Consider the following 14660-nt stretch of genomic DNA (forward strand, 5'->3'; position numbering starts at 1 on the left):
AAAATATTGACAAACCTGCTTATTTGTAACTTTCGGAGCGGTTATTATACTCTTTCGAACTTTATAGGTCATATTTAACAAGGAAATAACAAATTTAGCGTACCCATTGGTAGTAAATGGAAACACGACAATTATTCCCTGAGATAATGATAAAGGCATAAACAAGGAATAGGAATACAATTCGCTTAATTAGCAGAATTAACAGAAAATTTGAATGGGTCACCCCATGATGCCTATTCCTGGAATGCAAGGAGCAATTCACCCTGAGTTAACACATTCGCTACCTGCAGCGAGTGGGTAGAAGACAGCATACTGACCCGTACGCCAAGTAATCGAAGCTTTTTTTCCAGTGGTACACGTCGTAAACATTCTCGCGCAGCCTGGCGGATAGCAATAGGATCGGCAATGAATGTAGACAAGGTGATGTCTCGGGTGACAGTATGGAAATCTTCGAAGCGCAATTTAATACTAATGGTGCGACCAAGGTAGCCTTTACGTTTCAAATCTTCTGCAACACGTGTACACAGGGCGGTAAGTGCTTCCGATAAAGCAGTGCGATCATAGCGTGGATGAAGGTTATGCTCAAAAGTAGTTTCCCGGCTGATCGATTTAGGTTCCGAGCGAGCCATGACTGGACGATGATCAATGCCATGCGAAACCTCAGAGAGCCAGGTTGCATAGCCGCGGCCAAAGTGTATTTGAAGAAAACTTAATTCGATCTCGGCCAGCTCGGCGATGGTCGAAATGCCTAGTGATGCCAGTTTCTTTTCTGCTTTGGGGCCAATACCATTGATTTTGCGTACCGGTAGCGGCCAAATGCGCTCTGGAATGTCAGACATGTCCAGAATAGTAATACCATCTGGTTTCTCAAGATCAGAGCACATTTTCGAAAGCAGTTTATTCGGCGTAATACCAATTGAGCAGGTGAGACCCGTGGCATCGAATACCGCTTGTTTGATACGTTTAGCGAGCGTCAAGCTATCCTCTGGCAGACTGCTGAGATCAATATAAATTTCGTCGATGCCGGAATCTTCGATTTGAGGTGTAATGTTTGCCACGGCAATTTTAAACAGCTGCGAATAATGGCGATACGCATCAAAGTCAACTGGCAGCAAAATGGCATCAGGGGCGAGTTGAGCCGCTTTCATCATACTCATCGCAGAAAATACGCCAACTGCCCGCGCTTCATAGGTAGCTGTCGTGATCACACCACGACCCACATAATCACGCAACCGTGAGAAATGCAAGCTTCCATCTTCCAGTCGCACCGGTTTATGCTCCGATTTCCCGCCAATGACAACGGGCAACCCGCGTAATTGCGGATAACGGAGAAGCTCAACAGACGCAAAAAATGCATCCATATCAAGATGGGCGATACGACGTGATAAGAAATTCATTGTTTATAAGTTATTTATGTCTGCGGCTCGCCTTCACGTCAGGTTTGATTTGGAAATGGTATTAACCCCGGTTTCAATTATTGGGTACTGTGCAGCATAGTTTGCAAGGTTAGCGCATTTTGTGCAGCGGCATAACCACTCTTGGTATTGTCAAAATAGCAATAAATGGTATGACCCTGTGCTGACCAGTTAGCAAAAGTAGCTGCCCATTCAGATAAAGAATATTTGCTATAACTGCCCTCATAAGGACCGTTTGGGCCATGCAGGCGCACATAAATAAGATCGGTAGTGATTTCCCTGGGTGAAAGAAAACCATCCAGATCGAAGATACAGAAGGCTGCCTTATGCATTGAGAGCAGTTGATAAGTTTGTGCGTTATGCCAGCTACGGTCGCGAAATTCAAAGACATATCTGAAATCATTGCTGAGCGTATCGAGAAAAGCAGACAAGCGCTCGGGATTGAAATGCCAGCGAGGCGGGAGCTGGAACAAAATGGGCCCTAGTTTATCTTCCAGCATGCGTATTCGTTCCAGGAAAGTATCAGTACTTTGCTCCGGATCGTTCAGTCTTTGTATGTGAGTGATGTAACGGCTGGCTTTGACGGTAAAGATAAAGTCTTTAGGGACCATGTCATACCATCGCAGCAATGTTTTTTTATCAGTCAATTGATAGAACGAATTATTGATCTCGACAGTTTTAAAGTGTTTTGCATAATAGTACAGCCATTCTTTCTGGGAAAAACCCGGCGGATAGAATAGGTCTCGCCAGTGAGAGTATGACCAGCCGGATGTTCCGATGAAAATCGCACCTTCCATCATATCGCTCGCTCCTGAATGATTTGTCTTGGCTGTAACAGGCTGCTCAAGAACCAAACCGCCATAACCACCCTGAAAAGCATGGCTATAACAAAGTAACCTGTCAATTAATTTGGCCATTGCCTTTATAATATTCTGTTTAGCAGAGTTTGCGGTATAGAACGCTTTTAATTTTTTAAACGATCAATCAATAAAGGGGAACTAGTGAGCACGATTTGGTTCAAGGAGTACACACTCGATTATCTGGAAGGGCTACGCAACGCTAATATGGGTGCGCATATCGGCATCCATTTTGCAGAAATTGGCCCGGATTTTCTGAAAGCAAGGATGCCGGTGGATAAAAGGACAACCCAGCCGTTTGGCATTTTGCACGGCGGCGCAAGCTGCGTCTTGTCAGAAACATTAGGCAGTGTCTCAGCCTGGATGACGATTGATCCGGAAAAATATCGCGCAGTTGGGCTTGATATCAATGCCAATCATATTCGCGCGGTCACGAAGGGTAATGTCATCGGGATATGTACACCGCTGCATATCGGCCGCCGCACTCAAGTCTGGCAAACAGATATCGCCGAAGAATCAACTGGCAAGCGTGTGGCGATTTCCAGATTGACCGTGGCAATCATTGAACAGGGTACATTGAGTAATCAAAAAGAAACCGTGATCGTGAGCAGAGAATCGTAATGGCTTTTAACTGTCTAATCCTTTAATTCTGCAAGCTTATTATTGATGCTTGCCTTCGTTCTATCCTTAAGTTTCTGTCAATAAGTTTTTCATGAAATTACCACTTGCTGTCACTGAGCTGGATCGGCGTCTAGCCAATCTGCCCAAACCAACCTATCCAGAAGAGCTGCCCGTCGTTGGCAAGCGGGAAGAAATCGCACGCGCCATTGAGGCGAATCAGGTGGTCATTGTGTGTGGTGAGACAGGTTCAGGTAAGACCACACAGTTACCCAAGATCTGTCTCGAGCTTGGGCGCGGGGTGGCAGGACTGATCGGGCATACCCAGCCGCGCCGCATTGCCGCGCGCACGGTGGCGATGCGGATTGCTTCTGAGCTGAATAGCCCGCTGGGTCATGCGGTAGGTTATAAAGTGCGCTTTTCCGACAGTGTCAGCAAGGATACCTATATCAAACTGATGACAGACGGTATTCTGCTGGCAGAGACGCAGGGTGATCCGCTATTGCGCGCTTATGACACGATTATCATCGATGAAGCGCATGAGCGCAGTCTCAATATCGACTTCCTGCTGGGCTATCTCAAGCAATTAATGCTGAAACGGCCTGATCTGAAACTGATTGTGACTTCTGCCACCATTGATGCGCAACGTTTCTCCCGGCATTTCCATAACGCCCCGGTGATCGAAGTATCCGGCCGGCTGTATCCGGTGGAAATACGCTATCGTCCGTTGGCTTCTGAAGATGAGGAAGAGGTGGACTTGCAGCAGGCGATTATCGATGCAGCCGATGAGCTGATGCGGGTAGGGTGGGGCGATACCTTGATCTTTCTACCGGGCGAACGTGAAATCAGAGAAACTGCTGAATCGCTGCGCAAACATGCTTTTAGCCGTCCGGGTGGTGGGGCAGGGGTGGAAATCCTGCCATTGTTTGCGCGCTTATCGTTTGCCGAACAGGAACGCGTGTTCAAGCCCGGTAAGGTACGGCGCATCGTTTTGGCGACCAATGTGGCGGAGACCTCCTTGACCGTGCCGGGTATCCGTTACGTGATCGATACGGGTCTGGCACGCGTTAACCGCTACAGTTACCGCAATAAAGTCGAGCAGCTATTGATCGAAAAGATTTCCCAAGCCTCCGCTGATCAGCGTGCCGGGCGCTGCGGACGGGTCATGAGTGGTATCTGCGTGCGCCTGTATGGGGAAGAGGATTATCGCGCGCGCCCCGAGTTTACCGACCCGGAAATTCTGCGTTCATCGCTCGCGGCTGTTATTTTGCGCATGAAATCACTCAAAATCGGCGATGTGGAAAACTTTCCGTTTATTCAGCCGCCGCTACCACGCATGATCGCGGATGGTTATCAACTGCTGGCCGAACTGGGCGCAGTGGATGACAACAATGCGCTGACCGCGATCGGCTGGCGGCTGGCCAAATTTCCGATCGATCCGAAAATTGCGCGTATGATTTTGGCGGCAAAACAGGAGAACTGCCTGAGCGAAATACTGATCATCGCTTCTGCCCTAAGTCTGCAAGATCCGCGCGACCGGCCGTTCGAGAAGCAGGAAGCAGCTGACCGCGCGCATGAACCTTTCCGCGATGAGCGCTCGGATTTTCTGAGTTTCTTGAAGCTATGGGAATTTTTTGATGAGCAGCTCAAGCATAAAAAATCCAACAAAAAACTGATCGCCCAGTGCCAGGAGCATTTCATTTCCCATCGCCGCATGCGTGAATGGCGTGAAATTCACGGGCAATTGCATACTTTGGTAATGGAGCTGGGGTTCAAGCCGAATCAGGTGCCGGCAAATTATGACGAAATCCACCGCGCCTTGCTGGCAGGACTGCTCGGTAATATCGGCTTCAAATCTGAAAGTGAAGGCGAATACCTCGGCGCGCGCGGCATCAAATTCTCGATTTTTCCGGGCTCATCGCTGAAAAAAACCAAACCCAAATGGATCGTTGCGGCAGAGCTGACCGAAACCGCCAAATTGTATGCCCGCTGTGTGGCAGCCATTGATCCGTCCTGGCTGGAAAACATCGCTGGCAGGCTCTGTAAAAAACATTATTTTGACCCTCATTGGGAAAAACAACCTGCCCAGGTGGCCGCTTATGAACGTGTTACGCTCTATGGTCTGACTATCGTGCCGAAGCGGCGCGTGGCGTATGGCCGAATCAATCCCAAGGAAGCGCGCGAGATCTTTATCCGCAATGCGTTGGTAGCAGGGGAATACGTGACTAAAGCGCCGTTCTTCGAGCACAACCGCAAGCTGATTGAAACCATCGAAGAACTCGAGCACAAGGCACGCCGACAGGATGTGCTGGTCGATGAGCAGGAAATTTTTGCGTTCTACGATGCCATTATTCCGGCAGACATCTATGGCGGAGCAGCTTTTGAAAAATGGCGCAAGCAGGCGGAACAAACCCATCCACAACTGCTTTATCTCACGCGTGATTACCTGATGCGCCATGCAGCAGGCAGTGTTAACGAAGTGCAATTTCCTGAAACAGTTAGCATAGATGGCCATGCTTTCCCACTGAACTATCGTTTTGAACCAGGACATGTGCTGGATGGCGTGACCATCACCGTACCGCTGCCTTTTCTCAACAAGTTAACTATAGCGCAGTTTGACTGGCTCGTACCGGGACTGGTGCGGGAAAAAATAACCTGGTATTTCAAATCGCTGCCCAAGCAGATCAGGCGCAATCTGGTACCCGTGCCCGACTATGTCACCCGTTTTCTGGAACAGCAGGAACAAGGAGAGACCATACTGATGTCAGAAGCGTTGGCACGCTTTATCCAGAGCCAAACAGGCATCAAAGTGCCGCTGGACAGTTGGGATGACAAACCTTTACCGCTGCATTTGCAGATGAATTTCAAAGTCATCGATGACGCCGGCCAGGAACTTGCCATGAGCCGCAATCTCACAGAATTGCAGGCACAATTGGGACAAGCCGCGCAGTTGACCTTTGCCCAGTCAGACACAGCCGAGCAAATCGGCATTGAACGCGATCAACTCACGCGCTGGGATTTTGGTGATCTGCCCGAGGAAATCACTTTCACGCGCGCAGGCAAACAAATTACCGGCTATCCTGCTCTGGTCGATCAAACGGATCATGTCGCCATACGCCTATTCGATACCCGTGACGCTGCCGCAAGCAACATGCGGGCAGGAGTGCGGCGATTATTGAATTTCGAGCTTAAAGACAGGATGAAGCAGCTTGAAAAAAATCTGCCGGGGTATAAGCAGGCCATCATGCAGTTGAGCACCTTGATCGATCCGGAAACGCTCAAACGGGACATGCTCGATGCCATCAGCGATCGGGCTTTCATCGGCGATGATGCGCTGCCGCGTAGCGAAAACGAATTTAACGCACAGAAACAGCGTGCGCGGCTACGCCTCAGCCCCGTGACCGATGCTGTCGCCCGGCTCATCCAGGATATCGCGCAGGAATACCAGACACTGAAACAACGCCTCGCTGCCAGCCCGATCAGCAATCCTCGCCTCAAGACTGAACTGGCCGATCAGCTCAATCACCTGGTTTATCCCGGCTTTCTGCATGCAACTAGCTGGGAACGACTGCCGCATCTTACGCGTTATTTAAAAGGCATGGTCTTGCGCCTCGATAAATACGCCAGCAACCCCTCACGCGATGGCCAGCATGGGGCCAGTATCGCGGCACTGTGGAATCAATATCTGCAGCGCCTGGAAAAACATCGTAAGGCCGGTATCAGCGACCCCAATCTGACCGAATTCCGCTGGCAAATCGAGGAACTGCGCATCTCCCTGTTCGCCCAAGAGTTGAAAACCCCTTATCCAGTATCCGTCAAACGCCTGCAGAAGTTCTGGGAAACAGTGCGCGAGTAAGTTGTAGAAAGACTAGCTGAGTGACAGCTTTTTATGCTATTGTCTTGCCGCTCATGACTTGATGATCTACCTACAATACTAATAAAAATTGCCACTGGAACAACACGCAAGGGAGAATATCGATCGTCTGCTGACGGCAGCAGGCTGGTTGGTGTGCGATGCGGAAAAAGTTAATATCCATGCCGTACGCGGCGTGGCTATTCGCGAATTTCCATTGAAAACTGGATATGGTTTTGCAGATTATCTGCTGTATATCGATGGTAAAGCAGTAGGGGTAATCGAAGCCAAGAAAGCAGGGGTGACCCTTACCGGCGTTGAAACGCAATCGGACAAATACACACAAGGCTTGCCGGATGGATTGCCGCACTGGAGCAATCCGCTACCGTTCTCGTATCAATCGACGGGAAACGAAAACCGCTTTACCAATGGTCTTGATCCCGCTCCACGTTCGAGGTCAGTATTTGCATTCCATACACCCGGACTGCTAGCGGAATGGCTGAACAATCCACCTAATCCACCAACACACACTATACAGCAGAGCCTGCCACAGTATTATCAAACGGGCAGTACTTTCCTTGCTCGCCTGCAACAGATGCCACCTCTGAGAGAAGAAGGGCTGTGGCCTGCCCAGATCAAAGCCATCCAGAATCTGGAACAATCACTCAAGGAAAATCGCCCACGCGCACTCATTCAGATGGCTACCGGTTCTGGCAAAACCTTTACTGCCATCTCCTTCATCTACCGTCTGATCAAATTCGCTGGCGCCCGGCGGGTATTGTTCCTGGTCGACCGCGGCAACCTTGGCGACCAAACGCTCAAGGAATTTCAGCAATACGCTTCGCCCTACAACAATTTCAAGTTCACCGAGGAATACATCGTTCAACGTCTGCAATCGAATGTAATCGACACCACCGCGCGCGTATGCATTTGCACCATCCAGCGTATGTATGCCATGCTTAAAGGCAAGGAGTTGGCGGAAGATCTCGAAGAAGAATCAGTGGACAAGCTCGGTGGCCTGTTCAAACGACCAGAACCGATTGAGTATAATCCGGCAATCCCTATTGAAACCTTCGATATCATTGTGACTGACGAATGCCACCGTTCCATCTACAACCTGTGGGCGCAGGTGTTGGAGTACTTCGACGCTTATCTCATCGGCCTCACTGCCACACCCAGCAAGCAAACCTTCGGCTTCTTCCACCAGAACCTGGTAATGGAATACAACCACGAAATGGCTGTGGCCGACGGTGTCAACGTCAACTATGACGTCTACCGCATCCGTACCCAGATCACTGAGAAGGGTTCGAAGGTGGAATCCGGCTACGCCGTGCAGATCATGGAACGCGACACACGCAAAAAGCGCTGGGAACAACTCGACGACGATTTCAGCTACGACCCAAACCAGCTAGACCGCAATGTGGTCGCCCCGGACCAGATCCGCACCATTATCCAGACTTATCGTGACAAACTGTTCACCGAAATTTTCCCTGGCCGCAGCTGGGTTCCCAAGACGCTCATCTTTGCCAAGGACGATGCGCACGCGGAAAATATCGTCGAGATCGTGCGTGAGGAATTCGGCAAAGGTAACGATTTTGCCCAGAAGATCACTTACCGCAGCTATGGGGCAGGGGGCGCGAAACCCAAAGACCTCATCAACGAATTCCGCACCAGCCCCATGCCGCGCATTGCTGTCACAGTAGACATGATCGCCACCGGCACCGATATCAAGGCGGTGGAAATCGTCATGTTCATGCGCGCTGTCAAATCCCGTGCCTTCTTCGAGCAGATGAAAGGCCGCGGCGTGCGCGTCATCAAACCCGACGACCTGCAAAGCGTCACCCCCGATGCCAAGGCCAAGGACCACTTCGTCATCGTCGACGCCGTCGGCGTCTGCGAGCAGGACAAAACTGACTCCCGCCCGATGGAGCAGAAGCCCACCGTCAGCTTTGAAAAACTTCTGCAGGCCGTCGCCTTCGGCAACACTGAAGATGACGTACTGACCTCGCTCGCTGGTCGCCTGGCACGTATGGAACATCGTCTCAAACCGCAAGATGATCAACAAATTCGCCAACTCAGTGGCGGCTACAGCCTCAAAGATCTTGCCCACAACATTATTCAATCGCTCGATCCTGACATCGTTCTTCCTCTTTTTACTGCAGAAGATAAAGGTGAGGCAAGCCGTCATTCCGGCGAAAGCCGGAATCCAGAAACCCAGATAAACGAAGCCCGTGTGCGTATCATCCAGAATGCAATAAAGCCGCTCCACGATCCAGAGCTACGCGCGCTACTCACCGAAATCAAAAAGAAAAATGAAGTCGTCATCGATATCATCAGTGCCGATGAAATCATCGACGTCGGCTTCTCGCCTGAAGCCCTCAACCGTGCCAAGGGTGTGGTCCAATCCTTCGAGCAATTCATCCAAGCGCACAAGGATGAAATCACCGCTTTGCAAGTGCTCTACAGCAAACCCTACAAACAGCGCCTCACCTTCGAGGCCATAAAAGAATTAGCCGATGCCATCGAAAAGCCGCCGTATCTGTGGAACGAATCGCAACTGTGGAGCGCCTACGCTGCGTTGGAAAAATCTAAAGTCAAAGGTGCCTCTGGTCGCCGCATCCTTACTGATCTTGTTTCGCTGGTGCGCTTCGCCATCCACCAGGACAACGAACTCATCCCGTTCCCCGAGCGTGTCAACGCCAACTTTAATGCCTGGGTAGCCACTCAGGCCCGTCATTCCGGCGAAGGCCGGAATCCAGAGCCTTTTACCCGCGAACAATTCCACTGGCTCGAAATGATCCGTGACCACGTTGCTGCTAACCTCAGCATCGAGCCAGTTGATTTCGAGTTGCCGCCATTTACGCAACAGGGCGGCCTCGGCAAAGTGCATCAACTGTTCGGTGATCAGTTGAATGCAATCATTGAAGAGCTGAACGAGACGTTGGCGGCATGAGTACGAATGTGGTACACAAGGAAGTTATGGGACAAGGTTGGGAGATGCGGCCGCTAGGTGAAGTTGTGAGGCCAGCACGCCCTCGCGTTAAGCCATCGGAAAAACCTAATCTTCCGTTTATCGGCATGGAGCACGTTGAGGCTCACACGATGAGACTCCTAGGCACGGTACGCGCTGGTACCATGAAAAGCTCAGCGGTGCACTTCCAGCCGGGTGATGTACTTTATGGGCGGCTGCGCCCCTATCTCAATAAAGTTTACCGACCGGATTTCGAAGGACTCTGTTCAGCGGAGTTCATTGTTTTTCCGAAGGCGGATGGAGTGGATAGCCGGTATCTGCAATATTTTTTGAATTCATCTGCGTTTGTTTCGTTCGCATCACATTTGAACACCGGTGATCGCCCTCGTGTCGACTTCGATCAACTGGCACCTTATGAATTTCCGGTTGCATCCATCGACCAACAAAAACACATCGTCGCGGAAATCGAAAAACAATTCTCCCGCCTCGACGAAGCCGTCGCCAATCTCAAGCGCGTCAAGGCTAACCTCAAGCGTTACAAAGCTGCCGTCCTAAAAGCCGCTGTCGAAGGTCGACTTGTCGAAACCGAAGCCGAACTCGCCCGCCGCGAAGGCCGCAGTTTTGAGACCGGTGAGCAACTCCTGCAACGCATCCTCGAAACCCGCCGCAACCAGTGGCAAGGCAAGGGCAAATACAAAGAACCCGCTGCGCCTGATACTACCGATCTGCCTAAATTGCCGGAGGGGTGGGTATGGACCACGCTTGGGCAACTGGTATGGTCTGTTAAAGATGGACCCCATTTCAGCCCAAAGTACTCGGAAGAAGGAATCCCCTTTATTTCTGGCGGCAACATACGTCCAGAAGGTATCGACTTTTCATCTACGAAATTCATATCGTCTGAATTGCACGATGAATTTTCCAAGCGATGTAAGCCTGAGTATGGTGATTTGCTATACACGAAAGGAGGCACGACAGGTATCGCAAGAGTAAACACGGAAACACGTGAATTCAGTGTGTGGGTTCACGTGGCAGTGCTCAAACCATTAAATTCTCCACATTGTTATCGACAGGCGCAAAAGCTCACCCATGGCGTGGGCAACCAAGATCTTGGGCTTACGCGCATGGTGTGGATAACAGTGCCACTACCATCGAACCCAGAGCAAAAACGTATTATCGCCGAAGTCGATCGCCGCCTCTCCATTCTGCGCGAAACTGAATCCCAGGTAGACGCCAACCTCCAGCGTGTTAAACACTTTCGTCAATCAGTATTGGCATCGGCATTCTCACCACCCCCTTAAGGCCAGCCATGGGATTTCATATATGACACCGATTCAGGCGTTTGTTGGACATAGTTTTACTGAGGACGATAAAATTGTCGTCGATAAGTTTCTTAAATTCCTGGATCAAATCTCCGAATTAAACCCGAATTTCACTTGGGCGCATGCAGAGTCGGCTGAACCCAGAGTTATTGATGCGAAAGTTTTGAGTTTGTTAGACAGCAAGAATCTGTTCATTGCCATTTGTACAAAAAAAGAACGCGTAATAGCAGCGAGTGCTTTAAAGAAGAGGAGCATACTTTTTAATTTCAGCCGATTAATTACCAAGGAAGAAGACTTTGTATGGAAGACGTCAGACTGGATTATTCAAGAGATTGGTTTGGCAATCGGGCGAGGGCTGAACGTCATACTTCTGATTGAACAAGGCCTCCGAGCGCCAGGTAGCCTACAAGGTAATTTAGAGCGAATTGAGTTCGAAAGAGAAGCGCCTGAGAAGGCTTTCGGAAAACTCCTTGAAATGATATCGGCACTATCTCCCAAAGCCACCAAAGCAATCTTGGTGGAGTCCGAGTCGCAATCATCAAGACCTGAAGAAAGAAACGCAGAGCAAGTGCCAGAGGGTGATAATTGGGCAACTTCGAAACCAGAGTGGAAACGACAAGACTATGAGATCGCGTTTATGTATTCTGTTGTTACTGGCGATGCCGAGAAAGCACAGTCAATAAGTGACCAGTACCTTGCGACTGAACTAGGTGCGCAGGGGCAGAACCCGACAACCTGGAACGCCTTCAAGATATATATAGACCTAGTTTTTGGGAAAGGTGGGTCCTTATCATGCTTAACAAAGCTAGCGAATGAAAATCCTGGTGTGTGGGAAATATCAGATTATTTGGCTCGAGTCTATTTGCAGTATGAGGAGTATGGAAATGCTGCTCTGACACTTGAGCGCGCTGCAGGTGTGGCCGGTGATATCCATAAGCAACTAGAGCTATTCGGGGAGGCAGCGTGTGCGCATCAAAGAAATAATGATACTCATGCATCTATTGCACTTCTTGCGCAAATGAGGACCAAGTGTGCGGACTCAATCGAATGCGAGGCTGATGTCCTGCAGGCTATGCGAAAGTTGGCTGAGATAACAAAAGATGATGAAGTAATAATTGGCACAATGGAGCGACAACTCGAGATAAACCCTGCCGACACAGATACTCGTTTTGCACTTGCTTATAAATATTCTGAACAAGGAAACGACGCACTGGCGGCGATGCACTATACAAGGATTTCCTATCCAGAGCGAATAGCCGTAACGTGGAACAACCTTGGTGTGGCGTTTGATCGAATGAACCTACAAGCCAAGTCAGTCATCGCCTACCGTAAGGCAGAAAAGATGGGCGAAACGCTCGCCATGAGTAATCTCGCGAATAAGCTGATTGGATCGGGTTTTTTGCCTGAGGCTCAAGAGATATGTAATAAGGCGATCATGCTCAAGGATGCGCACAAGAATGTTGGTAGCACCCTAAGCCGCATAAAAGAGATACCAGAAGAAGAAGACAAAATAGAAGCGGAAGCTTTTGAGAAAGCAAGGCAAATCAGTGAGTTTTACAAAGAGTTCGGCAGAGCTGTTGCGATGCCCACACCGGAAGCCTTGGCCACACATTGGAAGGGACCTGATTGCGTATTGAATGTAACTCTTGAAGGAACAGTATTCACCGCAACCGGTACTTATGAGAGATCTTCTGGGGGCGGGTTGCTTGACTTAACAATATTTGCCGGTACTGATTCAAACACTAAGTTCACTAAAGAACGTTATCGAATTGAATACAAGGGAACAGTGCGAGGACAGGCGATTATTGCAAACGTTGTTCGAGAATTGGACAGCAAGCAAACCAATGCGCCATCATTATTAAGGATATTAGATGATCATGTTACGGTTCTGTTGTTACTGCGCGAAGATGGAGGCGAGATACTAGCTTTTGAAAAGTCGAAAGCAGGCGCTCCACGTTTTTATAGCTTCAAGCCATGTTAAGTAGCGCAAGAGAAATCACTTTGTTTTACCTTGTCTTGTTCAATTAGATAGACAACGCATGAGTTCAATTAACATCGTCCAAAAACTCTGGAACTACTGCAACATATTGCTCGACGATGGCATGTCGTATGGCGATTACGTCGAGCAATTAACTTATCTACTGTTTCTCAAGATGGCTGATGAGCGCACCAGGGCGCCGTATCACCAGCCGAGTCCAGTTCTGATGGAATATAGCTGGACTACTTTGCTTGATAAAGACGGAGATGAGCTATTTGATCACTACCGGCACATGCTTGAGGCGCTCGGTAAGGAGAAAGGTTTGCTTGGATTGATATTCACCAAATCTCAAAGCAAGTTCCAGAACCCTGCCAAACTGAGACGGTTGATCGTCGATCTGATCGACAAGGAAACCTGGGTATCGATGAGCGCCGACGTGAAGGGGGATGCCTACGAGGGTCTGCTGGAAAAGAACGCCCAGGATACTAAATCCGGCGCGGGGCAGTACTTTACCCCGCGCCCGCTGATCCAGGCCATTGTGGATGTCATGGCCCCGAAGCCTGGTGAGACCGTGTCAGATCCAGCCTGCGGCACCGGCGGCTTTCTGCTCGCAGCGCACGACTATGTGGTGAAGCATAATCCGCACATGACCAAGGATCAGCGCAAGCAGCTCAAGGAAGCAACCTTCAAGGGTTGGGAGCTGGTGCAGGCCACAGCGCGGTTGTGCGCGATGAACATGCTGCTACACGGCATCGGCAGCCAGGAGTTTGAGCCCATTGTAGTGTCTGACTCGCTAGCCGCTGACCCCGGTGACCGCTTTAATCTGGTGCTCACCAATCCGCCGTTTGGTAAGAAGAGCAGTACTACCATCGTAGGAGAGGAGGGCAAGGCGAGCCGTGAGCGCGACATTGTCGAGCGCGGCGATTTCTGGACGACCACCTCGAACAAACAACTCAACTTCGTCCAGCACGTGAAGGCATTGCTCAAGCAGAATGGACGCGCTGCGGTGGTCGTGCCGGATAACGTGTTGTTTGAGGGTGGGGCGGGTGAGACCATCCGCCGTAAACTGTTGCATGAGTGCGATGTGCATACTTTGCTGCGCTTGCCTACCGGCTTGTTTTACGCGCAGGGAGTGAAAGCAAATGTGCTGTTTTTCGACAAGAAGCCTGCTTCTGAGACGCCTTGGACTAAAAAATTGTGGGTTTACGACTTGCGCACTAACATGCATTTCACCCTGAAGACAAATCCTTTGAAACGGGCAGATCTGGATGAGTTTGTGAAATGCTTCAAACCTGAGAACAGGTTTAATCGTATACCTACGTGGTGTCCAGAAATGGATTCCGGCTCGGAGGCCGGAATGACGGTGAAAGGGAAGGGGAGAGGTAATGCCCCTCACCCCAACCCAGAAGGAGAGGGAGTAAACGGTCGCTGGCGTGCCTTTGACTATGAGGAGCTGATCAAGCGCGACAAGATCAGCCTGGATATTTTCTGGCTGAAGGATGAATCTTTGTCGGACTCCGACAATCTGCCACCGCCGGATGTGATTGCACAGGAGATTGTAGAGGATCTGGAGGCAGCCCTGGAACAGTTTCGTGAGATTCTCAATGATGTCGATGTTTTCTCAAAAGGGGAACGGCTATGATGTGGCC

General features: G+C 50.0%; 8 protein-coding genes. 6 read left to right on the forward strand and 2 right to left on the reverse strand.

The annotated features are described in order from the left end of the window. Positions 1-233 precede the first annotated feature (233 nt). Positions 234-1397, reverse strand: coding sequence for a DNA polymerase IV (gene dinB, locus BM122_RS09715; protein WP_074905380.1), 1164 nt, complete (start codon positions 1395-1397; stop codon positions 234-236). Between the two features lie 77 nt (positions 1398-1474). Next, positions 1475-2332, reverse strand: a complete 858-nt coding sequence (locus BM122_RS09720) for a DUF72 domain-containing protein (protein ID WP_218152052.1) — start codon at positions 2330-2332, stop codon at positions 1475-1477. An 84-nt stretch (positions 2333-2416) separates the two neighbouring features. Between BM122_RS09720 and BM122_RS09725 the strand changes: the two genes are divergently transcribed. The 6 genes from BM122_RS09725 to BM122_RS09750 all read left to right on the forward strand — a co-directional run bounded on the left by BM122_RS09725 (position 2417) and on the right by BM122_RS09750 (position 14653). After that, positions 2417-2893: a hotdog fold thioesterase gene (locus tag BM122_RS09725; protein WP_074905381.1), complete on the forward strand. Its 477-nt coding sequence runs from the start codon at positions 2417-2419 to the stop codon at positions 2891-2893. 91 nt (positions 2894-2984) lie between these two features. Next, positions 2985-6746 carry an ATP-dependent RNA helicase HrpA gene (hrpA, locus tag BM122_RS09730; RefSeq protein WP_074905382.1) on the forward strand — a complete coding sequence of 1254 codons (3762 nt, stop codon included), beginning with the start codon at positions 2985-2987 and terminating at the stop codon, positions 6744-6746. Between the two features lie 88 nt (positions 6747-6834). Beyond that, a complete protein-coding gene (locus BM122_RS09735) occupies positions 6835-9696 on the forward strand; it encodes a type I restriction endonuclease subunit R (protein WP_074905383.1) in 2862 nt (953 codons plus the stop codon). Further along, complete coding sequence (locus BM122_RS09740) at positions 9693-11012, forward strand: restriction endonuclease subunit S (protein ID WP_074905384.1); 1320 nt, start codon at positions 9693-9695, stop codon at positions 11010-11012. Before BM122_RS09735 ends, BM122_RS09740 begins: the two co-directional genes overlap by 4 nt. Before the next feature lie 22 nt (positions 11013-11034). Then, positions 11035-13014, forward strand: a complete 1980-nt coding sequence (locus BM122_RS09745) for a tetratricopeptide repeat protein (protein WP_074905385.1) — start codon at positions 11035-11037, stop codon at positions 13012-13014. A gap of 58 nt (positions 13015-13072) precedes the next feature. Further along, on the forward strand, positions 13073-14653 hold the full coding sequence (locus BM122_RS09750; protein ID WP_074905386.1) for a class I SAM-dependent DNA methyltransferase: 1581 nt from the start codon (positions 13073-13075) through the stop codon (positions 14651-14653). The last annotated feature ends 7 nt before the right edge of the window (positions 14654-14660 follow it).

The organism is Nitrosomonas communis, from assembly GCF_900114745.1.
Lineage (GTDB): Bacteria > Pseudomonadota > Gammaproteobacteria > Burkholderiales > Nitrosomonadaceae > Nitrosomonas > Nitrosomonas communis_A.

What these genes read in the sequence shown, in the direction of transcription:
- BM122_RS09745 (WP_074905385.1), top strand. Translation starts at nt 11,035, where the DNA reads ATGACACCGATTCAGGCGTTTGTTGGACATAGTTTTACTGAGGACGAT.
- BM122_RS09750 (WP_074905386.1), top strand. Translation starts at nt 13,073, where the DNA reads ATGAGTTCAATTAACATCGTCCAAAAACTCTGGAACTACTGCAACATA.
- BM122_RS09720 (WP_218152052.1), bottom strand. Translation starts at nt 2,332, where the DNA reads ATGGCCAAATTAATTGACAGGTTACTTTGTTATAGCCATGCTTTTCAG.
- hrpA (WP_074905382.1), top strand. Translation starts at nt 2,985, where the DNA reads ATGAAATTACCACTTGCTGTCACTGAGCTGGATCGGCGTCTAGCCAAT.
- BM122_RS09740 (WP_074905384.1), top strand. Translation starts at nt 9,693, where the DNA reads ATGAGTACGAATGTGGTACACAAGGAAGTTATGGGACAAGGTTGGGAG.
- dinB (WP_074905380.1), bottom strand. Translation starts at nt 1,397, where the DNA reads ATGAATTTCTTATCACGTCGTATCGCCCATCTTGATATGGATGCATTT.